This is a genomic window from Thiomicrorhabdus sp. zzn3 (assembly GCF_029767755.1).
In the GTDB taxonomy this organism is placed as follows: Bacteria; Pseudomonadota; Gammaproteobacteria; order Thiomicrospirales; family Thiomicrospiraceae; genus Thiomicrorhabdus.
The window spans coordinates 472838-496811 of sequence record NZ_JARUQS010000002.1 but is presented as its reverse complement, the minus strand read 5'-3'; the positions used below and the strand labels follow the sequence as shown (position 1 = coordinate 496811).

Genomic DNA, 23974 nt, shown 5'->3' with positions numbered 1-23974 from the left:
TTCGCTTCACCACCAAACTTCTTACCTTGAACAATTGTCAATGCCGCAGTCAGAGTTGTCTTACCATGGTCAACGTGACCGATAGTACCAACGTTTACGTGCGGTTTCGTTCTTTCAAACTTTTCTTTTGCCATGATGCAAACTCCGTTAAGCGACACCAACCCGTTAAGATACAGCGCCTGCTTCTGTTAAACAATGGAGCTTCCAACCAGGATCGAACTGGTGACCTCATCCTTACCATGGATGCGCTCTACCTACTGAGCTATGGAAGCGTAAACCTAATAATAAAAAGGCCCTCCCACCATTCGCCTAAAGCGAAAAACAAGAGAGCCTTTTCAGAATATGGAGCGGGTAGGGGGAATCGAACCCCCCTCATCGGCTTGGAAGGCCGAGGTAATAGCCAATATACGATACCCGCATGGTGGAGGGTGGTGGATTCGAACCACCGAAGGCTGAGCCAGCAGATTTACAGTCTGCCCCCTTTGGCCGCTCGGGAAACCCTCCGAATTGTGAGTGCGTATTCTATAGATAATTTACAGCCTGTCAACACCAATTTATCCATTTCTTAAATTATTTTGAATATTTCGTAAAATAAAAGGCTTTGGTCATAAATTCGCTTGCCGCACATCACTCATGACTATAATCGTTGTGTTATTTTTTAGGTCAACCCCGCCAACGAGGTCTTATGCATACCATCACTCAATTTGATCAATTTAAGATTTTATTTCAGGACGCACATCTGGTTGCCATCCACAAACCAGCAGGCCTGTTGGTTCATCGTTCCCCGATCGACAAACATGAAACCCGTTTTGCGGTACAAATGACGCGTGATATGATCGGACACAAAGTCTTTCCCATTCACCGTTTAGACAAAGCGACTTCTGGTTTACTGCTGTTTGCCCTAAATTCAGAAACTGCAAAACAATTAGGCGAACAATTCAGCACGCATACTATTGAAAAAACCTACCTGGCCCTCTGCCGCGGCTGGACAGAACCTACGGGCCTAATTGATCACCCTCTAAAATATCAACGCGATCGCATCGCCGATAAACACAAACAAGAACAAAGCGAACCGCAAACGGCCACAACGCGCTATCACACACTTGGTACTGTTACTGTTGACCAGACTATTCATCGTTATGCACAACAACGTTACTCACTTGTACAGCTCACCCCGCAAACCGGACGCAAACATCAACTGCGCCGCCACCTAAATCATATCAGCCACCCCATTATCGGGGATGTACGCTATGGCGACCGCCATCATAATCATTTTTTTAATGGTTGGCTGGGACAACACCGCCTTTACCTCGCCGCTACGTCCTTGCGCTTTACTCACCCGGCCAATGGCGAAACCATGACGATCAACGCCCCACTTGAATCCACTTTCCAAAAGGCCTTGCTTGCGCTTAATCTAGCGGATGCAACACCTAATCAGCTTACCCTTAACCCTTAACGAAATCCCCCTGGAGACAGAGCCTCTTCATACTCTATAATGAAGCCTCATTCACTCTCATAAGTACGAAAGCGACATGTCACAAAACTGGGCCGAACTCCTCAAATACGATCAAGAACACATCTGGCACCCTTATGCCAAAACCCCCAACCCGACCCCAGCCATCGGCGTGAAATCGACACAAGGCTCCATCATTACTCTCGCGGATGATCGCAAGGTGGTGGACGGCATGTCTTCCTGGTGGGCCGCCATTCACGGCTACAACCATCCAAAAATCAGCCAGGCCCTACACCATCAGATCGATACCATGCCGCATATTATGTTCGGCGGCTTAACCCATGAACCCGCAATCGAACTCGGCAAACGCTTGATTGAGCTTACCCCGGACGGCCTCGACAAAGTCTTTTTAGCGGACTCGGGATCGGTCTCCATGGAAGTCGCGATTAAAGTGGCGCTGCAATACTGGATCAGCCGCCAACAACCGCAGAAAAACCGTTTGCTTAGCGTGCGCAACGGCTACCATGGCGACACCTTTGCCACCATGGCGGCATCCGATCCGGAAAACGGCATGCACCATCTGTTTAGCCACATTTTGACGCAACACTATTATGCACCGGCTCCAGAAATGGGGTTTGACATAGAATCCGACAACCAAGACCTGGCCGCGCTCAGAACCCTGCTCGAAAAGCATCATCACAACATCGCCGCTGTCACCATAGAGCCGATCGTACAAGGTGCTGGCGGCATGCGCTTCTACCGGCCAGATTACCTGAAACAGCTGCGCGCTTTATGCAACGAATTTAATGTACTGCTGATTGCGGACGAAATCGCCACCGGTTTTGGCCGCACCGGCCAGCTGTTTGCCTGCAACTGGGCCGATATATCACCGGATATTATGTGTGTCGGCAAAGCGCTGACCGGCGGCACCATGACACTGGCGGCCATGCTCTGCACCAGCCACATCAGCGAGACCATCAGCCGCGGCACTCCGGGCCTACTGATGCACGGCCCCACCTTTATGGGTAACCCGCTTGCCTGCTCGGCCGCCATCGCCAGCATTGACCTGCTACTGGAAACGCCCTGGCAAACCAACGTGCAACAAATCGAACGTCATTTACAAACCGCACTGCTTCCCCTGCAAAGCACGCCGGGAATTAAAGACGTACGCGTCCTGGGCGCCATAGGCGTGATTGAGCTGGAACGGAGCGATTTGGGCCCGGCCATCCAGGCCAATGCGATCGACAACGGCGTCTGGCTGCGACCATTCGGCACGTTGATCTACACCATGCCGGCTTTCAATATCCCCATGGAACAACTGACACAATTGACTGACGGCATGGTCAAGGCGGTACTCACTGCTTTAAACACAGCATAACCACAACCCAAACCCACACATCAAACTGGACAGGCCTGCCCAGTTTGACACCCCTGCCCTTTTCACCCATAATCAATTACGCAAAAAGACGCAATTTTATAGCTCAAACAACCAAAGGGGCTTTTCATGAATGAGTTTTTAAACGCCATCAAACAATACGCCGACTTTTCGGGCCGGGCAACCCGCAAACAGTACTGGCTGTTTCTGCTGTTCTATTTGATCTTTTATTTCGTACTGACCGTCATCGATATGTCGTTTAATGTTTATGACGAAGTCTATGGCATTGGATTACTGACAACCATCTACTCTCTGGGGCTGTTTATTCCTTCTCTCGCTGTGTTGGCGCGCCGCTTGCACGACATCGGACGCACCGGCTGGTGGATGCTGATTGGACTCATTCCCTTAATCGGCCCGATCGTACTGATCATTTTTGCCGTGCTTGACAGTCAACCCGGTGAAAACCAATACGGCATGAGTAGCAAATATCCGACGACAACACCAAAACCAACCGACAGTGGCGCGGCCCCCGACAGCCCTGAAATGATCCGTTGATCCGCCATTCCAACAAACATACAAACAAAAAAGCCAGCAAACGCTGGCTTTTTAATACCGTGTGCCAATCCAAACCTGCTTAAAAACTCAACAGGCCTGGGCATGGCCGTCAGGCTTCGATGATCTCAAAATCATGAGACATCTCTACCGTCGCTTCCAACATTTTGGATACCGAACAGTATTTTTCGGCCGACAAATTCACTGCGCGTTCCACTTTTTTGACATTTAATCCGCTGCCAAACACTTTGAAGTGCACGTGAATTTTGGTGAACACCTTGGGAACGCTGTCCGCGCGCTCGGCTGTGATTTCAACCTGACAATCCTTCACCAGATCCGGCTGACTTTTATTCAGCATCATAATAATGTCGATGCTGGTACAGCCCCCCAGCCCCAAAAGCACCATCTCCATCGGACGCGCGCCTTTGTTTTCACCGCCCACCTCCGGCGCGGCATCCATCAATACTGAATGTCCGCTTTCCGTGGTGCCTTCAAAGGCCATGCCGCCTTGCCATTTAATGATTGTTGCCATCTTCTATCCTTATGCTTAATCGGCGTGGTCGATCAAATCTTCCACCACCACCACTTTCGGCTTAGGATAATAGTTAAATTCGGTGGCCGACGCAATGGTGTAAGCGCCCATTTGCTTGGCAATCAGAATCTCACCCACCTCTAAATCCGGCAGTTCGATGTCTTCATCCACCACATCGATGCTGTCGCAAGTCGGACCTGCGAGCACACTGGGGTAAAACGGCCCCGTCGGATCGATCGGTTTTAGCGGCGCAATCGGATACTTGGCATGATCATACATCTGCCCGCTCAAAGCACCATAAACACCGTCATCCAGATAGTACCAGGTACGCGCACCGCGCTTCGCCTTACCGATAATGCGGATCACCTCAATCATCGACGGCGCCGAAATAAACCGTCCCGGTTCGGCAAATACACGCACACCTTGCGGCACTTCCTGCAACGCCTCTACAATCGGCGCACAGAAATCCTCAATCGGCATCACCGGTCCCTGATAAGAAACCGGGAAACTACCACCAATATCGAGCCATTTCCAGTTAACATGGGCCATCTCTTTCATTGCGGCAATCGACGCTTGCACCGCATTCACCTGGGCGGTTGGCGACAACGACTGCGAGCCGACATGAAAAGACAAGCCGGAAACCGTCATGCCGTGTTTCATCGCCAAATCCACCAGGCCTGGTAACTCTTCGAGAACACAGCCGAATTTACGCGACAGATCCACAATCGCATCCTGACTACGGAAACTGACGCGAATCATTAATTCAACCTGGTCCTTATAAGGCACAAATTTCAGTACTTCCGCCGGGTTATCCACCACAAAACGCGTGCAACCGAATTCCAAGGCATGACGAATTTCGCGATCCTTTTTAATCGGGTGGGTATGAATGCACTGATTTCCCGCGATCCCAAGACCTTTGACCAAATCCACTTCACCGGAAGTGGCGAGGTCAAATTGACCGCCCAGTTTCTTCAAACGGCGAATCACTTCCGGGTGCGCCAAGGACTTAATCGCATAAAACAGCTCTACACCCGGCAAAGCATTTTGCAAGGCACGATATTGGTACTCCACCTCTTGTAGATCGAGTACCAAAAACGGCGTTTCATGCTGCTGAATCAGCTCTTTCAGGGTGGAACGGTCAAACTGCTCCAACTCATCAGGGTGGGTTTGTTCAGCAAAGTGCTGAACCAATTCTTCTCTATTCATGGATGTTTTCTCCAAATTGAAAACAACCTGGCTCTGCACGACTGCGCAAGCCGGTTAAAAAGTACGCGAAATCGTTCAACGGCCAGCACTGCGTGCCCGGCATCGTGCGTGCGGTTGCGGTTCGCTTTATGAATGCTCCGCTCCGGCACAGCAAATTCCTTGTACAAAAAACGCGCCATAAAGCGGCGCGTTCTCTTTTAACAATAAATCCTGTTCGACCTGTTTTCAACAGGCCTGTTCAATCGATTGAGAATCGATCACACTCACCTCAAGCCATGGCATCTTGCACATATTTTGGCAAGGCAAAAGAACCGACATGCAACTCAGGTGTATAGAAACGCGTTGAAATCCCGGCGGCTTCATAACGCTCGCGAATCACCTCAACCGACTGACTTTTCAGCTGCAGATTATCGGTGGCCCAGGCAAACGTCATAATACCACCGACATAAGTCGGCACCGCAGCGGAATAGAAGGAGGCCTGCTCAAAAAGCGGTGACAGGCGCTTAAAGGTTGTGGTCACTTCATCCAACTGCATAAAGCTCACACCATTCTGAGCGACAAACACGCCACCTTCGTTCAAACAGTTTTTGATTCCCTGATAGAAACGAGAGGTAAACAGCACCTCGCCCGGCCCCATTGGATCGGTGGAATCGGAAATAATCACGTCGAATTTTTCCGTGCATTCGTTAACAAAATCCACGCCGTCGGCAATCACAATGTTCGCCTTCGGATTGTCATAGGCGCCGGCAGAATGATTCGGCAAATATTGGATGCACATATCAATCACCTGCTGATCAATCTCTACCTGGGTGACCGCTTCCACTGATTCATGCTTAAGCACTTCACGCAGAATGCCGCCGTCGCCGCCGCCGATGATCAACACTTTTTTGGCGTTGCCATGCGCCAACAGCGGCACATGGGTCATCATTTCGTGGTAGATGAACTCATCTTTTTCGGTCGTCTGAATGACGCCATCCAGCGCCATCACCGTCCCCCACTGTTCATTTTTAAAAATGACCAGATGCTGATGACCGGTATCCACTTCAAACAGCACTTCGTCCATCACGAATTGCTGTCCCCACGTTGGGTAAAGCGTTTCCAGGTAGTTTTGTGCCATGCTTCGCTCCTTATGCATCCCTTTCGATTTCACCACGCAAAATGGTGTCGACTTTAACTTCGGTCGGCGCAAAAGCCGCTTTCAAGACGTCAATCGCCTTTTCTGGCTGTGAATCACCACACATGAACACGTCAAACGCCGCGTATTCACGCTCCGGCCAAGAGTGCACGCTGATGTGTGATTCCGCCAACACCGCGACACCGGAAATCCCGCCGTTCGGGGTGAAGTGGTGCAGGTGAATATGCAATAAGGTCGCTTTCGCTTTTTCCACCGCTTCGCGCAAAGCGTTTTCCATCACTTTAAGGTTATCCAGGTTCGTTGCACCCCAAAGATCGATAATCAAGTGCGTACCTGCAAACGTTTTTCCGTCTCTGCAAATAAAATGATCGAGAGTCTGATCCTCAACCGCCTGATCATGGGTTGGCCATGAGTCATCAATGATGGTGGTTTTTTCAATAACTTCAAAATGGTCATTACTTGTGACCAGGACATTTTCTGAATGTGGCATTTGGATTTACCTTTATTAAAACACCCACTAAGAAAAAGGATTGGTAGTGGATGAATGATTAATATTAGTCCTGACAACAAAGGCTAGTTGCCAAAACCCCAACCACGCACTTAATTCGAATGCGTGAGGCGTTAACCATTTTTCTTTCTGTTGCCTTCAACCCGATGAACAGAGCGGATCAAACAAGAAGGTTTCTGTGTGAAAAAGGAAGAGCGTATTATTCGCTTTTTTTTAAAATTTGCAAGTTATTTTTTCATACACTGAAAATAAAAAAGGCTTGCAATAAGTCCTCGCAAGCCTTTGATTAGATTTTGGTTTTAATTTTGTCTAGAAAAACAATTCAGCCAACTTTTCTCCAGGCTTTTCTGCACGCATAAAAGCCTCCCCGACCAAAAAGCTGTTCACGTGATGTTCTCGCATTTTAGCCACATCTTCCGGCCCGAGAATACCGCTTTCAGTCACCACAATACGGTCATCCGGAATCTTATCCAACATGCGCAACGTGGTTTCCAGCGTCACCTCAAAGGTGTGCAGATCACGGTTATTGATACCGATCATCGGCAAAGGCAATTTCAACGCGCGCTCCAACTCGTCTTCATTATGCACTTCAATCAACACATCCATCCCCAACTGCATCGCGGTTTCGGTCAACTCGTACATCTGTGCATCACCGATGGCTGCGGCAATTAACAGAATGCAGTCCGCCCCGATGACGCGCGCCTCATAGACTTGGTAATCATCAACAATGAAGTCCTTGCGGATAATCGGCAGATCCACGGCTTCATGCACCGCTTGCAAATATTCATTTCCACCCTGGAAAAAATCGCGATCGGTCAGAACGGACAGGCAAGCGGCGCCATGTTCGGCATAGCTTTTGGCAATTTCAACCGGGTCAAACGAATCACGCAACACCCCTTTGCTTGGAGACGCTTTTTTGATTTCAGCAATCACCGCCGATTGTCCGGCATCCAGCTTGGCCTGCAACGCATCGGCAAACCCTCGCGTCGGCGAAGTGCTCATCATTAACGCTTTCTGCTTCATCTCGCGCAGTGGAATGCGCTCGCAACCTTCCTGAATTTCTTCCAGTTTGCGAAAAATAATTTTCTTTAAAATATCGGGCGTTTGATGGCTCATGCCGACAATCCTTCTTATCTTATTTCAATCTTACTTAATGGGTTTATCGTGAATTTGCTGCGTTCACATCCACTTCTTTGATGCGCCACAAAAAAGCCAACAGTATCAATGCAATCACCAATAACAGTATCACCAGCGGCCAGCGCGGCCAAATCAAAATGATCGAGACCAAAAAAGTCACCCCAATGATCCAGGTCGCGCGCTTTTTAGTCTCGCGTTTCATCGCACGCTCCCGCTCCCAGCGCCGCAGATCCTCACCAACCCAACGATTATTGAGAAGCATCTGGTGAAAACGCGGAGAACTATTGGCAAAACAGGCGGCCGACAAAATCATAAACGGTGTGGTCGGCAGCAACGGCAGCACCACACCCACCAGACCGGTGATAAAAAACAGCACACCGAACAGCAAAAAGAGATGGCGTTTCAGCGTCTGGGTCATGCAATTGGCTTCAAGCGGTTAACGTCACAGGCCTGTCGAGTTTGTCGCGTGTCAGAATGCCTGGGTTTTGGCAATAAAGTCATTGAACTTATTGCGCGCCAAACCATCGGCAATCACTTTTCTTGCCAAAGCGACGCCGTCTGCATAACTCTCTGTCAAACCGCTGACGTAGATGGCGGCTCCAGCATTCAAACAGACGATGTCTTTCGCCGCCGAGTCATCATTGGCAAACACCGCACGAATCATATTCAAACTCTCTTGCGCCGACTCTACCGACAGTTCTTTCAAATCTGGATGATCCATATCGTAGTCGGACGGATCGATCTGCCAGTGCAGGATCTCGCCATGCTTCAATTCCGATACATAGGTTTTGCTGGCAATGGAAATTTCATCTAGCCCATCTTCTGCAGCGACCACCATCACATGTTTGGATCCTAAACGCTGCAACACCTCGGCAAACACCGGGGCCAACGCTTTATTAAACACGCCAATCACCTGAAACGGTGCTCCAGCAGGATTGGTCAAAGGCCCCAACATATTAAAAATCGTGCGCACCCCCATCTCTTTACGCGGGCCAATCACATGCTTCATGGCACTGTGATGCGCAGGAGCGAACATAAACCCAACCCCGAGTTCATTGATGCATTCTGACACCTGCTCTGCGCTTAGGTTCAGATTGACCCCAGCCGCTTCCAACACGTCCGCACTGCCGGACTTGCTGGAAAACGAACGGTTACCATGCTTGGCCACCGTACCGCCGGCGGCAGCCACCACAAACGCACTGGCGGTAGAGATATTAAAGGTGCTGGCACCGTCACCGCCGGTGCCGCAAGTATCCACCAAATGGCTGGTATCTCGAATTTCCACTGGGGTGGCCAACTCGCGCATCACGGTGACTGCGGCGGTAATCTCCGTGACCGACTCACTTTTCATACGCAACGCCGCCAAGATGGCACCAATCTGTGCCGGCGTCGCTGCACCCGACATCAACTGGTGCATGACCGAAACCATTTCATCGGATTGCAGGTCCTGACGGTTTAACAATTTTTCCAGTGCAATGTTCAATTCCATTTCTAATACCCGTCGCTCTATTACTTTTGGTCCAAGAAATTCTGCAACATCTGATGTCCCTGATCGGTCAAGATCGATTCCGGATGAAACTGCACCCCTTCGATCGGCAGGGTTTTATGGCGTACGCCCATAATCTCATCGAAGTTACCTGACTCGTCCTGAGTCCAGGCGGTCACTTCCAGACACTCCGGCAGTGAGGCCTGCTCAATTACCAAAGAATGGTAACGTGTGGTCTGCACCGGATTCGGCAGACCGCTAAACACGCCGACGTTATGGTGATACACGGGTGAGGTTTTGCCATGCATCACCTCTTTGGCGCGCACAATCTTGCCGCCGAACGCCTGACCGATTGCCTGATGCCCCAAACACACCCCCATAATCGGAATCTTTCCGGCAAAATGCTTGATCGCTTCTACGGAAATACCGGCTTCGTTCGGAGTGCAAGGGCCAGGCGAAATCACTAAATAATCGGGGTTCAACGTCGCAATGGTTTCCAGGTCGATCTGATCGTTGCGGTAAACCTCAACCTGCTGACCCAGCTCTCCGAAATACTGGACAATGTTGTAGGTAAACGAGTCATAGTTATCAATCATCAATAACATAGTGGATTCCTGTTCTCTGCTCGGTTGCCCGAATTATTTATGCCCGGCATCGGGGTTTTGAGTTTGCAGCCCTTCGGTGACAAACTGCGCGGCGCGGAAAATGGCGCGCCCTTTGTTCATGGTTTCGTCCCACTCCAACTGCGGCACCGAATCGGCGACAATCCCGGCTCCCGCCTGAACAAACAATTTTTTGTCCTTGATCACGGCGGTACGAATTGCAATCGCCGTATCCATATTGCCGTGCCATCCTAAATAGCCGACCGCACCCGAGTAAATACCGCGCTTCACCGGTTCCAATTCATCAATGATTTCCAATGCACGGATTTTAGGCGCACCGGAAACGGTGCCCGCCGGGAAGGTTGCACGCAACACATCCATCGCGGTCATCCCCGGACGCACCTTACCATTCACATTGGAGACGATATGCATCACGTGCGAGTATCGCTCCACCACCATTTTTTCGGTCAATTCGACCGACCCGATTTCGGCGATGCGGCCAACGTCATTACGCCCCAGATCGATCAGCATCAAATGCTCAGCGATCTCTTTTGGGTCATTGAGCAGGTCTTGCTCCAGCGCGCGGTCTTTTTCCGGTGTCAGGCCACGACGGCGCGTACCGGCAATCGGACGCACCGTGACTTGATTCTCTTCCAATCGCACCAGAATTTCCGGTGAAGAACCGACAATCTGTAAACTGCCCATATCCACAAAATACATATAGGGTGACGGATTGAGATAACGCAGAGCGCGATACAGATCGATCGGGTTTTCGTCAAAATCGACTGACATCTGCTGTGCAATCACCACCTGCATGGCGTCGCCGGCCAGGATGTATTCTTTAATTTTGCCCACGGCCTGCTTGAAGTTTTCCTCTCCGAAACTGGAGGCAAAATCATATTCATCCAAGGTACGATGGCTTGGCTGATCTTGCGGCATCGGCATCGGCAGGCTTAATTTGCTTTGCAGCTCATCCAATCTGGCCTGCGCGGCTTCATAGGCATCCGCCTGAGCAAGATCGGCATGTACAATCACATGCACCTGGCCGCTTAAGTTATCGAACACGACCAATTCCTCAGACACCAGCAGCTCAATATCCGGCGCGCCGATGTCATCACGCTGCGGACCACAGTTTTTCAAACGCTGTTCAACATAACGAATGGTGTCATAACCAAAATAACCGACCAAGCCGCCACTGAAAGCGGGCAGGCCTGGTTGTTCAAGCACCTTAAACTGTTGTTGGTAGGCTTCGATCCATGCCAGTGGATCATCCGCCACCTGCTGCTGAACCAAGTGATCACCGTTCCACTCTTCAATCTGTTGGCCGCGGATACACAAACGGCGCTGACAAGGCAACCCAATAATCGAGTAACGCCCCCACTTGTCTCCGCCCTGTACCGATTCAAACAGATAGGAGTACGGTGCCTTGGCCAACTTATGGTAAACGCTGAGTGGCGTGTCATAATCGGAGAGCACAGTACGCATCACCGGCGCACGGTTATACCCCTGCCTGGCCAAGTTAGCAAAATGTGCATTACTCATGGTTCTTTTTAACCTTTGTCATAGATCTAAACAGCCATGCCCGGCGGATTCCGGACAGAGCACAAATAAGGGGACGAAAAATTTCTAATAACAATGCTTTTAAAAATGCGATGAATTGAGCCATTTTCAAAACACTCTTATTACAAATGATCGCGGGATAATCGAAGTTATAAATGTACCGAAAACTGAGCAGGCCTGCTCAGTTTTCGACCCGAAACATTGGGTTTAATCCCAACTTACGCTTTGGCTTCCAGATAGTTTGGTAATTCTGCAAAAGAATCCATCACCACATCAGGATCATAATCGCGAATGTCTTCTCCATGGTTATAACCGTAGGTCATGCAGAAGATATGGAATCCGGCGGCGCGTGCGGCCTTCACATCCGACTTGGAGTCACCGATCATCAAGGCATTTTCCGGTTCAACCCCCAACTGTTCCGCCGCATACAGCAGAGGCATTGGATGAGGCTTTTTCTCCGCACAGGTATCGCCACTGACAATGACTTCAAAATAATCGTACAACCCTTTGTCCTTCAACAACGGTACGGTAAACGCTTCGGCTTTATTCGTCACACATGCGACTCGATAACCTTGCGCTTTCATCCACTCAATCCCTTCGACGACACCGTCATACACACGGCTACGCTGAGAGGTATTGTCTTTATACAATTCCAGAAAGATTGGATACGCCTTGGCCATTAATTCAGGATCCGGCTCGCCGTCAACGGAATTGATCAGCGCTCGTTCGGTCAAACGCTCAACCCCATTGCCAACCCAATTGCGGACCGCATCTTCACCACGCAGCGGCATATCCAGTTTCTTCATCATTTCATCAACGCAGTAGGCCAGGTCCGGCACACTGTCAATCAAGGTTCCGTCCAAATCAATCAGCACAAAACCAGGTTTAAACTTTTCCATAACTCTCTCTTTTAAATTTGTCTGACCCTGATACACAAAACGCCGAGGCGAAACACCCCAGCGTTTTGCAGAGCAATCGACTGAATACGGTTTAATTAAGCTTTCGCCAATTCCTCACGCATCTGCTTGATGATGCTGTCGTAACGGTTTGGATCGTTAGGATTAGCTTTACCAAAGATCCCCGAACCGGAAACAAAGGTGTCACAACCTGCTGCGGCCACTTCAGCAATGTTTTCTGCCTTAACACCGCCGTCGATTTCCAAACGGATGTCTTGCCCAGAAGAGTCGATCAACTGGCGTGCTGCACGCAGTTTTTCCAAGGCCTGATCAATAAACGCCTGACCGCCAAAACCAGGGTTAACCGACATGATCAAAATCATATCGATTTTGTCCATAACGTGCTCAAGGTAAGACAATGGCGTTGCCGGGTTAAACACCAAACCGGCCTTCAAACCTTCGTTTTTGATCAACTGCAAAGAACGGTCGATGTGTTCAGACGCTTCAGGGTGGAACGTAATGTAATCTGCCCCAGCGCTGGCGAAGTCGCCGATGATACGGTCAACCGGCTTAACCATCAAATGCACATCAATCGGTGCCTTGATGTCTTCTTGAACCATAAAATTTTTCAAAGATTCACACACCAATGGACCGATGGTCAGGTTTGGCACATAGTGGTTATCCATAACATCAAAGTGCACGACATCTGCGCCTGACGCAATCACGTCTTTAACATCTTTACCCAATTGCGCAAAGTCTGCCGACAAAATCGATGGAGCAATCCAGTTTTCTTGCTTAGCCATAGCCGAGTTCCTTATATAAAAAATTTATAAAAATTAATTCGTGCATTCTAACAGTATCCTTTAAAATGGGCAAAAAAAAGGATGCCTCCCAAACGGCGTATATCAGGGCTGACAAGAGGCGGCCGACGGCTTTCACCCACATCGATTTAAACAACTGCGGATCCTATGGCAATGAACAACCAGAGCATCGACGAACTGCACGACACACCCTCCTCTCCTCCAAAGAAGTCTGTTGAAAAAGGCTTGAGCTCTCTGATCCACATGGCCGAGTTTGTCGGCCTAGCCGTCATCGCCCTGGCGACCATTTACGCCGGCGCCATGGAAGTAATGGGCATGATCGAGCTACGCGAGGTGACGCTAGGGGACCTGTTGCTGCTTTTCCTCTACCTGGAAGTTTTGGCGATGATCGCCATCTATCTCGATTCCGGGAAACTGCCAATCCGCCTGCCACTGTACATCGCGATTGTGGCTCTGGCGCGATACCTCATACTGGATCTCAAAGAGCTTAACGAGTGGCAGATGCTGGCGATCGGGGGCACGATCACCCTGATCACCATTGCCATTCTGATACTGCGCTATGGACACTTGAAATTCCCATACGATAGCAGCGCTCGTCGCCGAGGACGTTAAGGCCCGTTTTTAAGGAAATTTAGGAAACCATTATGCAACCACTGTACGAATCTCATCTGACCAGCTTGCCTCTGATTAGCAAGGGCAAAGTCCGCGACATTTACGACATTGACGAAAATCACCTTCTGATCGTGACCACAGACCGCATCTCAGCGTTTGACGTTATTTTGCCAACCCCTATCCCGGGCAAAGGCCGAATCCTAACGGACACGGCTCAATTTTGGATGAAAAAAACCACGCACATTGTGCCAAACCAGCTGGTGAGCGACTTAAACCTAGCCGACTACTTAACCGCCGAAGAACTCAAACAGCTTGACGGGCGTGGCATGATCGTACGCAAGCTTAAACCGCTACCGGTTGAAGCCATTGTACGTGGCTATCTAGTCGGCTCCGGCTGGAAAGAGTACAAGAAATCGCAAAGCGTTTGCGGCCTTCCACTTCCGCAAGGGTTGAAAAAAGCGCAAAAATTGCCTGAACCGCTGTTTACCCCGTCGACCAAAGCGGAAGTCGGCGAACATGACGAGAACATCAGCTTCGAAAAGCTGGTCGCAATCATGGGCGAAGAAAAATCCCAGAAAGTACGCGAGCTCAGCCTGGCGCTCTACCAGTATGCCGCTGACTTTGCTCTGGAGCGCGGCATCATTATTGCCGACACCAAGTTTGAATTCGGCGAAGATGAAAGTGGCGTAATTCACCTGATTGATGAAGCGCTGACCCCGGACAGCTCTCGTTTTTGGCCAGCCTCAACCTACAAGGTAGGAAAAAACCCGGAAAGTTTTGACAAACAATATATCCGCGATTACCTGGAATCTCTGGACTGGGATAAATCCAGCCCAGCGCCAGAATTACCTGAAGAAGTTGTCCACAAAACACTGGAAAAATATCAGGAGGCCCAGGCGCGCCTGACCGAAAACCTATAATCACCCTCAATACATTCGGCCGCATTACTGATCAAGCAGTCAGCGGCCGATCACACCCAACAGGCCTGTTCAGTTTTGCGCCTGTAAATTCTGTGGCAACAGCAACATCAATAACGATCTAAAGTTAACATAGGTGACATGTTGATCGTCTTTACCGGATTCAAAGACCCATTGAGTTTGTATTCTGCCCTTGGCATCAACCCGCACATTGACACTTCTGGCCTGTGGAGCCAGCTCAATCATTAATTGTTTAGGACGGACCCCTTGGCTCAATAACAGCCTTAATACTCCTTTTAAACTTTCGGTATGAGTGGCCGTCAAATAGAAACGCAGTTGATCGCGCCGTGCCGGCGGCAATTCGAAATAATAGATCTTATGCAGCATCTGTTCCAAAAGGTTCATTTCCGAGCTCGCCTGTCCACGATAAATGCGATCCGTTGGCGAAACATGCGCCATATACACAAATTCATTCGGCATCAGTGCGGTCAACACACTGCAAGTCGCGGCCCCCAGTGTGTAGATGCCTTGATCGTTCAATAGCGACAGTCGTTGGTATTCACTCATATCCACCTTCACGTCCTGAGGCAAGAGTGTCAGCACATTTACCCCGTCATAAGTGCTCCGCTGACGCTCAATCAGGGTTCTTTCGAGCTGGGCATACAAACGATCTTCCTCTTCAAGATAGTACTCGGCCAAAACCTCATCCAGATCTTTTTCTGAGATCAGCCCCCAATGAATACCTGGCAATTCCTCTAACAACAGTGGTTGATAATGACTCAAAACCTTGACCTCGCGATAATCCTCAATGATCTGCGAACCCCGCTCGCCATTGATTGCCGCGTTTGCCGCCAGGGTATTCACCTTAACCGCCATCTGCTCCCCCGCATTCATAAAACGGGAACTGGTCAACAGGCGTTTTTGCTCATCAACCAGATAGACCTCACCGGTTTGTCCCATTTCATCCCCAAGACGCAGCATGGCATCAATCTGGTTGATCGGCATCTGAAAGGCAACATAACCTTGCTGAACGCCCACCGGCACGATAATAAATGCCGCGGGCTCTGCCGAGGCAAAATAGGGTTCAAAGCTTACCATTCTTGTGGCTTGAGGAGCTTGCGCAATAACCCGAGCCAACCCTGTCTGCTTCAACAAAGGATCATCCAGTGCTTTTCCAAAATCCGCCTCTTTTTTTACCGTAAAGAAGATTTTTCCCTGTGGCGAGATAAACAGCATGTCATAGATCCCTTCTAACAGAAAAACGAAATGCTCCTCCATCCGCTGTTCAAGCTCTAGATACCGCTGTGTATTCACATCACCCCCCAATTTGCGCAGGGCTTTAAAGTCCATTTGGAATTGCGGCGCAGTGACCAGCGCTTCAGCCACAGCCACTTGACGATAGAGGTAGTCGGTAAGACGATGTTTCTGCTGGTCACTCACCGCCACCAACTGTTGAAAATGCGTGTGCAGCCTTTGCTGCCAACTGGGTTTGGTCTCAGGTGACAAAAGATACAAAGCGAACAGGCCTGCTAGAAACAAACCGGCCACGACAGGCAAATACCACAATAGGCGCCTCATAAAACCACCGTTGCAAAATAAGGGAATCAAAAAGAAACCGGCCGTTTGATAATCACGGCCGGGAATTGAATTTAGGCCTTCGAAACTGAAGGGCTCATCAGAAATAGACGCTCACTCGCCTTTAAAATTCACTCCACTCTTCTCGCTCTTGCGCAGAAGAAGGGGAGGAAAGGGTCTTTTGCGTTGGACTCGTTTTTGACGCAGTCGTGCTGGCCGGTGCTTTTGGCAATGCCGGAGCAGGCTTGGTCACTTTCTTAGATTCCAACACTTTAGTGGGTTGCACAGCCACCGCACCTGTATTAAAGAACGCCATATCCGCACTCAATGTTTCAGCCTGATCTGTCATACTTTCAGCGGCGGCTGTAGTTTGCTCTACTAGAGCTGCATTCTGTTGCGTCACCTGGTCAATCTGACTGATCGCTTGGTGCACCTGATTGACCCCGCTAGACTGTTCTTCAGAAGCCTTGGCAATCTGTTCAACCATCTGGGTCACTGATTCAATCGACTGATTAATCTGCTGTAACATCGCTCCGGATTCGCCGGCAAGCTCACTGCCCTGATTCACGCGCTGCACCGTTTCTTCGATCAGGTTTTTAATGTCTTTCGCCGCCTCAGCCGATTTCTGCGCTAATGAACGCACTTCACCTGCGACCACGGCAAACCCTCGGCCATGCTCACCTGCCCTGGCCGCTTCCACCGCGGCATTGAGGGCGAGCAGATTCGTCTGAAAGGCAATACCGTCAATCAGATTGACGATATCGGATATCTTATTGCTCGATTCTTGGATTTCATTCATCGCATCCAGAGTCTGCTGCATGACTTGCGTACCGCTGCTCGACTTCGACTGCACCTCCATCGCCAGGTGGGACGCCTTTTGCGCATTTTCGGTATTGGCTTGCACCGCTGAATTCATCTCATCCATGGTCGCGGAGGTCTCTTCCAGAGCCGCAGCCTGTTCCTGCACACGCTGACTCAAGTCCATCGCGCCTTGCGAGACTTCAGAGGCTGCGGTACTCACTACTTGGGTCGCGCTGACAGCTTGTGAAATCGTTTCTTTCAATTTTTCAGAAGACGCATTCAATGCCGTTTGCAGCGACTTCAGTTGCCCGCGGAAATCCCCCTCACAAACGCCGGTCAAATCCCCTTCAGATTGGGCAATAACCACTTCAGTAATCGCCTGAACGGCCGTTTCTAATCGGACCATCGAATCATTCACATTAGATTTCATCGCCAACAGATCGCCCCGCGCATCTGATTCGACCCGAGCGGAGAAGTCGCCTTGATTAAGCGCCTCCATAACCTGGTTGATGTCTGCTACCACGGCATTAACCGCGTTCATGGATTGGTCCACCATATCGCGGAAAGCGGCCTCGACGCGGTTATCCATGCGCACGCTGAAATCACCGTCATACAAGCCCTGCATCACCTTGCGCAACTCATTCATGGTAAATGCAACACTTTCAGCACTGCCATTTACCCCTTGCTTCAAGGTTTCCAAGTCCCCTTTTAGCTCAGAACTGACTCTCTGTTCAAAGTCACCTCGTGCAATCGCTGTCACTACCGTATTGGCTTCATTAATCGCAGCCTGCATACTTTCGAGCATGCCATTAAAGGCCTCCCCCATTTGCCCGATCTCATCACGGCTACTGATGACCGCACGATGACGGAAATCACCACTGCTTTGAACATCGGTCATGGTTTCCATTAAGGCTGAAACCGGGCGAGTAATGCTGCGTACCACAATCAGGGCAACCAATACGATGGCAATCACAATGACCACGGCAACAATCAGCATGATATTCTGTAAACGATAGACACTGGCAAAGGCCTCTGCCTGATCGATTTCTGCTAGCAGTGCCCAGGTGAAATCGCCGACTTTCACCGGCGTAAACGAGGACAATACCGGACTGCCGTTGTAGTCCAAAATAATGCGCGAATCACTCTGACCGTTTAGCGCCGCCATCGAGGCTTCTGTTTCAACCTTCCCTTTTTGAGGATTGGCGAAAGAAGTCTTAACTGCATGATAGGTTGGATCCAGATAGGAATCGGAACGCATTAACAGATCCTGACCGACAAGGTAAGTTTCACCCGTTTCTCCCATACCTTGACGGTTGGTCATAATGCCATTGATGCCTTCCAATGGAAGCTGTAGGGCAACGATCATGTCAATTTTGCCGCCGTGCATCACCGGCTGGGCAATGAAAGCCGCCGGTTCGCCATTACTGGGTGCGTAAGGGGAAAAATCCGCGATTGCAAACTGTTTGGTTTGCAAAACCTTGCGGGTCAGCTCACCTAAGTTGGAGCTGGCAAACTTCCCATTGACCATATTGGTCTGGTAATCCGCTTCCTTAGCGGCCGAATAGAATACGAATCCATCCGGATTCATCAAAAACAGGTCATAGTACCCATATTTCTCAATATACTTCTGATAGAAGTCCTTACTGGAACCTTCTGCATGCGGCACAAACGCTTCTGCAATATCGACTTCTGACAGAATGGCCCATTGTAACCCTGCATAATTAAGCGGAGCATAGGCGGAAATCACCGGATTGCCGTTGTAGTCACGGATCACATCAACTCCGCTTTCGCCGGATAATGCCTTTTGCGCTGCCACGGTATCCACACTGCCTTTTTGCGGATTGCGGAAAGAGCTGACCACCGAATGGTTTTGCGGATCCACATAGGAATCGGAACGCATTAACTTATCCGCACCGATCAGATAGGTTTCACCGGTTTTACCGAGCCCGGCACGTTCCGACATGGTTTCGGTGATTTTATCCAACGGCATTTGGAAAATAAGACTACCTAAGCGTTCATCGCCTGAAAATACCGGAGCGGCCATAAACCCGGCTGGTGCATCATAGGATGGGGTATACAAAGAGAAATCTTCAATGGCGGCTTCGCCTGCACTATGCTGCATCGCGGAGCGCCATGCATTGGCCAAACCACTGGCCTTCCAAGGTCCATTTTGCAAATTGGTCGCAAAATCCACCTCTTTGAAAACGCTGTAAATCACATTCCCTAGATTATCGACCAGGAAAATATCGTAGTATCCGAATTTATCCAGAACGTCTTTAAAACGAAGATGGTACTGCTTATGCACCTGATCCCAATGCGTCTTAGCCGGACTCTCAAGCTGCAACTGCTTACTTCCAAGCGGGTTCGGGTTGGTTACGATATAGTGATATTGCAGAAAACTACTGCTTGCATCGAGCTTGGAAACAAACTTACTTGCTTTAATCTCTTGACCTGATTGCTTCTGATATTCACGAGTAAAGGTGCTGGCGTAATATTGACCCAACTGGCTTTGAATACTATTGGCATTTACACCTTGAATGTCATTAGGCAGTTGATTGTAGGCCTGTGAAAAGTCTCGCACGGCATTGATAATGGCAGGGGAACCAGCCATATTGACCAACTGGTTTTCGATGGTTTGCAGATAATTGGTGATGGTTTTCTTTTTATTTTCCCGAACCGCCACTAACTTATTCACCGCTTCATAGCGAATGGCATCTACGGTTTCCAGCAATACCCCCATATCGCCTTCTCGCTCTTCAAAATAGCGTTCAATCTGGGCTTTTTTAATACTTCTTACGGCTTCCAGCTGGTTATAGGCTTGTTTCTCTAAGGCTGTACTGGCTTCATCCAATGACACCAGGCTAATGACCCCAAAAGGGATTATGGCGACCAATAAAAACGCAATTAATAATTTTGTTTTTAAGCTCATGTCGGCGAACAATCGTTTCATTTACCATCCTTTTTGCGCACCGTTGCGCAAATTACTGCATTCACATCTTTCTTTGTGAAGATTTTTTCTTGTATTATTGTTATATCGACTGCGTCGTCGATGTCGTAAATAGTAATTCTTAGCTAGCCTTACGCAGCGAACCGCATATATTAACGTTTTCTAATCTCATTTTGATTACAATTTTGCTCAATTTAACATCAACTTAGTTGAGTTGCATGAGCATCACGATTTCTTAATATGAAGCAAACCCCTTCTAACTCCATTCACGGCTTATTCATTACTGGTACGGATACAGATGCCGGCAAAACCTATGTAAGCGCTTGTATTGGATACACCTTGCACAAATATGGCCTAACCGTTTCTCCGCGCAAACCGGTTGCATCCGGCTGTATGCCTAATGCCTCAGGCGAATTATCCTGCATCGATGCTGAACAGCTAAAAAAAGGCTGTCACTCCAGCGAACCGATTGAAGCCATCTGCCCCTATCGGTTTGAACCGCCGATCTCACCGCAACGCGCAATCAAACAAGCAGGCCAGTTCATAAGCAATGCGGAATTGGCGACAGCATGTGCGGTACCAAAGGGTAATTTTGCGCTCATAGAAGGGGCCGGCGGCTTTTATTCACCTCTTAGCAGTGACGGCTTGAATGCCGATTTAGCGCAAACCCTCAACTATCCTGTGATTCTGGTTGTCGGCAATAAACTGGGCTGCATCAATCACGCCCTACTCACACTTGACGCTATACAAAAACGGGACCTTACAATAGCCGCTGTGATTATTAATGACCTCAGCGCCAAGGCCGACATCCAAAACTTTCACGACCTTAAAGAACGGATGCACGCCCTCAATATACACTGTCTGCACCATCCATTTAGCGACAACAGTGAATTCTGCGAAATCAATGAAATTCTCTCACTCCTTTGAATCTGATTTATCGAATCGACTGACACGGATCAACACCAGCATAATCAATACGCCAATCAGGACCATCATCAACGCCAGCGGCCACAACTCAACAACAATTTCCCATCCCTGCGCAACCACTAATTTTTCATTGCCTAATAGCTGACTCAGTTCCAACCTTTCTAAGCGTATATTCACGGTATAGAGCAAGATCAGAATCGCACCAAAAATAAAAACACACATTAATATTTCTCCAAATTAGGCATAAAAAAACCCGGGACAGTGCCCGGGTTTTTTATCCGTATCTTGGTGAAGTTAAACTTAGTTAACTTTCTGATCCAAAGAACCTGAAGCGTAACGCGCTTGCATCTCTTCAAGACCAACAGACTTGATCTTAGAAGCATGACCGGCACAACCGAATGCTTCGAAACGCGCTTTACAGATTTCCATCATTGCATTTTCAGCTGCATTGAAGAACTTACGAGGGTCGAAGTTTGATGGGTTGTCAGCCAAGTGCTTACGGATTGCACCAGTAGACGCCATACGCAAGTCAGTATCGATGTTAACTTTACGAACACCGTGCTTGATCCCTTCAACGATTGCTTCAACAGGCACACCGTAAGTTTGACCCATATCACCACCGTAGTTGTTGATGATTTGTAGCCACTCTTCCGGAACAGAAGAAGAACCGTGCATTACGATGTGAGTATCTGGGATACGCGCGTGGATCTTAGCGATCTGGTCAATTTTCAAAACATCATCAGATGGCTTAGAAGTGAACTTGTAAGCACCGTGAGAAGTACCAACGGCTACCGCTAGCGCATCAACGTTGGTGTCTTTAACGAACTGAGCCGCTTCTTCAGGATCAGTCAAAAGCATTGAGTGATCTAGCTCTTCATCAGAACCGTGACCATCTTCTTCACCCATTTTACCAGTTTCAAGAGAACCTAGGCACCCTAGCTCACCTTCAACAGAAACACCACCAGCGTGAGCGATCTTAACCACTTCAGCTGTGATCGAAGAGTTGTACTCGTAAGAAGCAGGAGTCTTCATATCTGCTTCCAAAGATCCATCCATCATGACAGACGTGAAGCCAGACTGAATAGCGCGTAGACATACACCTACATCAGAACCGTGGTCCTGGTGCATAACAACAGGAATGTGTGGATACATTTCAACCGCAGCAGCGACCATGTGACGAAGCATTGGCTCCCCCGCATACTTACGCGCACCAGCCGATCCTTGAAGGATAACTGGAGAGTCACACGCATCTGCAGCGCGCATGATGGCACGAACCTGTTCCATGTTGTTTACGTTAAACGCAGGCATACCAAAGCTGTTTTCTGCTGCGTAATCCATTAATTCACGAAGTGTAATCATCGCCATGTGCGAGACTCCTCTAGTTGGTTTTCAAAAAGTAATTTTTTTATTCTAACAAGCTTTCAGTGCCTGTCCAAATAATAATTGGTCCCTAAGACCTTATAGATTAAGGGACTTTAACAATTTCCATACGGTTCGTACCGCCCATTAAACCGCGTGCTTCACCACGCGTCAGGATGATCAAATCCCCCTCTTTGGCGATCCCGAAATCTTTGATTTTCTGCAGGATAGAATCCTGAATCTCTTCATCCGATAGACCGGCATAGTCAACCGATGAAGGATACACACCACGGAATAACGTCACCTTACGGCGCGTTTCCAGGTGCGGTGTCAACGCAATTATTGGAATCCCAGAACTGATACGTGACATCAACAAAGGGGTATTACCGGATTCGGTCAAAGCGGCGATACATTTCACACCAAAGTGGTTCGCCGAATACATGGCCGCCATCGCAATGGTTTCATCAATTGCGGTAAATGATTCGTCAATACGGTGAGTTGACTCACGTGTTGAGCGCTGCTTCTCTGCCTCTTGGCAGATACGGCCCATCGTTTCAATAACCAGGCTTGGAGACTTACCGGTTGCCGTCTCACCAGACAGCATGACCGCATCCGTGCCATCCATAACCGCATTAGCGACGTCAAACACTTCCGCACGAGTCGGAATCGCATTTTCGATCATGGTTTCCATCATCTGCGTCGCGGTAATGGTGACACGATTTAGCTGACGGGCACGCTTGATCATTTTCTTTTGCAAGGCTGGCAGCTGGGCATCACCCACTTCCACACCCAGGTCACCACGGGCAATCATGATCACATCAGAGGCTAAAATAATGCCGTCCAACGTCTCATCATCCGCGACCGCTTCAGCGCGTTCCACCTTTGAAACAATTGAACAGTTCAAACCGGCCTGGCTTGCCAAGGTACGGCAATATTCCACATCTTCAGCTGAACGAGGGAAAGACAGTGCCAAGTAATCTGCTTGAATTTCGGCTGCGGTAATGATGTCTTCCTTGTCCTTATCGGTCAGCGCCGCTGCAGACAGTCCGCCGCCCATCAGGTTGATTCCTTTGTTGTTAGACAAGGTACCGCCAACCACCACCGTGGTGTTAACGCGCTCACCTTCCACGTTATCCACTTCAAAAACCAGACGGCCGTCGTCAAGCAACAACTTATCGCCCGGCTTCACATCGTAAGGCAGGTTTTTATAGGTCAAGCCTACTTCATGCTGGTTACCGTCATTTTTGCCGACATTATTGTCTAACGCGAATTTATCGCCTTTTTCTAAGAAAATCTTATCTTCCGCAAAACGGGCGATACGGATTTTCGGACCTTGCAGATCGACTAACACCCCCACTTCATGGTCGTATTTTTCAGCCAGATCGCGCACCGCTTGCGCACGCGCTTTATGCTCTTCGGGACTGCCGTGCGACATATTGATACGCACAACATCCACGCCTGCTTTGATCATACGTTCCAGTTCGCCTTCGCGATCTGTAGCAGGTCCCAACGTAGCCACAATTTTGGTTCTTCTTAAGCCAGATGACATAAATTTTTAACCTTTCTAGAATTT

At 49.2% G+C, this 23974-nt stretch carries 23 protein-coding genes and 3 tRNA genes; 6 read left to right on the top strand and 20 right to left on the bottom strand.

Annotated features, from left to right (window positions below):
• From QCB44_RS09870 to QCB44_RS09855, 4 genes are all read right to left on the bottom strand, one after another.
• The coding region (locus QCB44_RS09870) for a GTP-binding protein (RefSeq protein ID WP_279409794.1) at window positions 1-134 on the bottom strand (134 nt) is incomplete at its 3' end.
• Between the two features lie 62 nt (window positions 135-196).
• Window positions 197-272, bottom strand: a tRNA-Thr gene (locus tag QCB44_RS09865).
• A 71-nt stretch (window positions 273-343) separates the two neighbouring features.
• Window positions 344-418: transfer RNA gene (locus QCB44_RS09860), tRNA-Gly, on the bottom strand.
• A gap of 1 nt (window position 419) precedes the next feature.
• A tRNA-Tyr gene (locus tag QCB44_RS09855) sits at window positions 420-504 on the bottom strand.
• A gap of 181 nt (window positions 505-685) precedes the next feature.
• On the opposite strand from QCB44_RS09855, the gene QCB44_RS09850 reads away from it, so the two are divergent.
• The 3 genes from QCB44_RS09850 (at window position 686) to QCB44_RS09840 (ending at window position 3383) form a co-directional block, all read left to right on the top strand.
• Window positions 686-1456 (top strand): pseudouridine synthase, encoded by a 771-nt coding sequence (locus tag QCB44_RS09850; protein ID WP_279409782.1) that lies wholly within the window; start codon window positions 686-688, stop codon window positions 1454-1456.
• Window positions 1457-1532: 76 nt separating this feature from the next.
• On the top strand, window positions 1533-2831 hold the full coding sequence (locus tag QCB44_RS09845; protein WP_279409781.1) for an adenosylmethionine--8-amino-7-oxononanoate transaminase: 1299 nt from the start codon (window positions 1533-1535) through the stop codon (window positions 2829-2831).
• Between the two features lie 126 nt (window positions 2832-2957).
• On the top strand, window positions 2958-3383 hold the full coding sequence (locus QCB44_RS09840) for a DUF805 domain-containing protein (RefSeq protein WP_279409780.1): 426 nt from the start codon (window positions 2958-2960) through the stop codon (window positions 3381-3383).
• Between the two features lie 109 nt (window positions 3384-3492).
• Here the strand turns inward: QCB44_RS09840 and QCB44_RS09835 are convergent, their stop codons facing one another.
• The 11 genes from QCB44_RS09835 to rpe all read right to left on the bottom strand — a co-directional run bounded on the left by QCB44_RS09835 (window position 3493) and on the right by rpe (window position 13245).
• A complete protein-coding gene (locus QCB44_RS09835; protein ID WP_279409779.1) occupies window positions 3493-3912 on the bottom strand; it encodes an OsmC family protein in 420 nt (139 codons plus the stop codon).
• A 15-nt stretch (window positions 3913-3927) separates the two neighbouring features.
• On the bottom strand, window positions 3928-5118 hold the full coding sequence (locus QCB44_RS09830) for a type III PLP-dependent enzyme (protein ID WP_279409778.1): 1191 nt from the start codon (window positions 5116-5118) through the stop codon (window positions 3928-3930).
• Between the two features lie 268 nt (window positions 5119-5386).
• Window positions 5387-6235 carry a polyamine aminopropyltransferase gene (gene speE / locus QCB44_RS09825; RefSeq protein WP_279409777.1) on the bottom strand — a complete coding sequence of 283 codons (849 nt, stop codon included), beginning with the start codon at window positions 6233-6235 and terminating at the stop codon, window positions 5387-5389.
• 10 nt (window positions 6236-6245) lie between these two features.
• Window positions 6246-6743, bottom strand: coding sequence for an adenosylmethionine decarboxylase (speD, locus tag QCB44_RS09820; protein ID WP_279409776.1), 498 nt, complete (start codon window positions 6741-6743; stop codon window positions 6246-6248).
• 327 nt (window positions 6744-7070) lie between these two features.
• The gene (gene trpC, locus QCB44_RS09815) at window positions 7071-7877 is read right to left on the bottom strand and encodes an indole-3-glycerol phosphate synthase TrpC (RefSeq protein ID WP_279409775.1); all 807 of its coding nucleotides are present in this window, start codon (window positions 7875-7877) and stop codon (window positions 7071-7073) included.
• A 43-nt stretch (window positions 7878-7920) separates the two neighbouring features.
• Window positions 7921-8316, bottom strand: a complete 396-nt coding sequence (locus QCB44_RS09810) for a YbaN family protein (RefSeq protein WP_279409774.1) — start codon at window positions 8314-8316, stop codon at window positions 7921-7923.
• 51 nt (window positions 8317-8367) lie between these two features.
• The gene (gene trpD / locus QCB44_RS09805; protein ID WP_279409773.1) at window positions 8368-9387 is read right to left on the bottom strand and encodes an anthranilate phosphoribosyltransferase; all 1020 of its coding nucleotides are present in this window, start codon (window positions 9385-9387) and stop codon (window positions 8368-8370) included.
• A 20-nt stretch (window positions 9388-9407) separates the two neighbouring features.
• Complete coding sequence (locus tag QCB44_RS09800) at window positions 9408-9989, bottom strand: aminodeoxychorismate/anthranilate synthase component II (RefSeq protein ID WP_279409772.1); 582 nt, start codon at window positions 9987-9989, stop codon at window positions 9408-9410.
• Between the two features lie 33 nt (window positions 9990-10022).
• Window positions 10023-11528, bottom strand: a complete 1506-nt coding sequence (gene trpE, locus QCB44_RS09795; protein ID WP_279409771.1) for an anthranilate synthase component I — start codon at window positions 11526-11528, stop codon at window positions 10023-10025.
• A gap of 236 nt (window positions 11529-11764) precedes the next feature.
• Window positions 11765-12445 carry a phosphoglycolate phosphatase gene (locus tag QCB44_RS09790; protein WP_279409770.1) on the bottom strand — a complete coding sequence of 227 codons (681 nt, stop codon included), beginning with the start codon at window positions 12443-12445 and terminating at the stop codon, window positions 11765-11767.
• Between the two features lie 95 nt (window positions 12446-12540).
• Complete coding sequence (rpe, locus tag QCB44_RS09785; protein ID WP_279409769.1) at window positions 12541-13245, bottom strand: ribulose-phosphate 3-epimerase; 705 nt, start codon at window positions 13243-13245, stop codon at window positions 12541-12543.
• Between the two features lie 171 nt (window positions 13246-13416).
• Here rpe and QCB44_RS09780 point away from each other — a divergent pair, with 171 nt between their 5' ends.
• Window positions 13417-13875 carry a phosphate-starvation-inducible PsiE family protein gene (locus QCB44_RS09780; RefSeq protein ID WP_279409768.1) on the top strand — a complete coding sequence of 153 codons (459 nt, stop codon included), beginning with the start codon at window positions 13417-13419 and terminating at the stop codon, window positions 13873-13875.
• Between the two features lie 32 nt (window positions 13876-13907).
• The gene (locus QCB44_RS09775) at window positions 13908-14795 is read left to right on the top strand and encodes a phosphoribosylaminoimidazolesuccinocarboxamide synthase (RefSeq protein ID WP_279409767.1); all 888 of its coding nucleotides are present in this window, start codon (window positions 13908-13910) and stop codon (window positions 14793-14795) included.
• A gap of 69 nt (window positions 14796-14864) precedes the next feature.
• On the opposite strand, the gene QCB44_RS09770 is transcribed toward QCB44_RS09775, so the two are convergent.
• A complete protein-coding gene (locus tag QCB44_RS09770) occupies window positions 14865-16370 on the bottom strand; it encodes a cache domain-containing protein (protein WP_279409766.1) in 1506 nt (501 codons plus the stop codon).
• Between the two features lie 121 nt (window positions 16371-16491).
• Complete coding sequence (locus QCB44_RS09765) at window positions 16492-20118, bottom strand: methyl-accepting chemotaxis protein (protein WP_279409765.1); 3627 nt, start codon at window positions 20116-20118, stop codon at window positions 16492-16494.
• A gap of 237 nt (window positions 20119-20355) precedes the next feature.
• Between QCB44_RS09765 and bioD the strand changes: the two genes are divergently transcribed.
• Window positions 20356-21042, top strand: coding sequence for a dethiobiotin synthase (gene bioD / locus QCB44_RS09760; protein ID WP_279409764.1), 687 nt, complete (start codon window positions 20356-20358; stop codon window positions 21040-21042).
• On the opposite strand, the gene QCB44_RS09755 is transcribed toward bioD, so the two are convergent.
• From QCB44_RS09755 to pyk, 3 genes are all read right to left on the bottom strand, one after another.
• Window positions 21031-21264: a hypothetical protein gene (locus QCB44_RS09755; protein ID WP_279409763.1), complete on the bottom strand. Its 234-nt coding sequence runs from the start codon at window positions 21262-21264 to the stop codon at window positions 21031-21033. The genes bioD and QCB44_RS09755 overlap by 12 nt on opposite strands.
• A 78-nt stretch (window positions 21265-21342) precedes the next feature.
• Complete coding sequence (gene fba, locus QCB44_RS09750; protein ID WP_279409762.1) at window positions 21343-22407, bottom strand: class II fructose-bisphosphate aldolase; 1065 nt, start codon at window positions 22405-22407, stop codon at window positions 21343-21345.
• A gap of 100 nt (window positions 22408-22507) precedes the next feature.
• Window positions 22508-23950, bottom strand: a complete 1443-nt coding sequence (gene pyk, locus QCB44_RS09745) for a pyruvate kinase (protein ID WP_279409761.1) — start codon at window positions 23948-23950, stop codon at window positions 22508-22510.
• Between the last annotated feature and the right edge of the window lie 24 nt (window positions 23951-23974).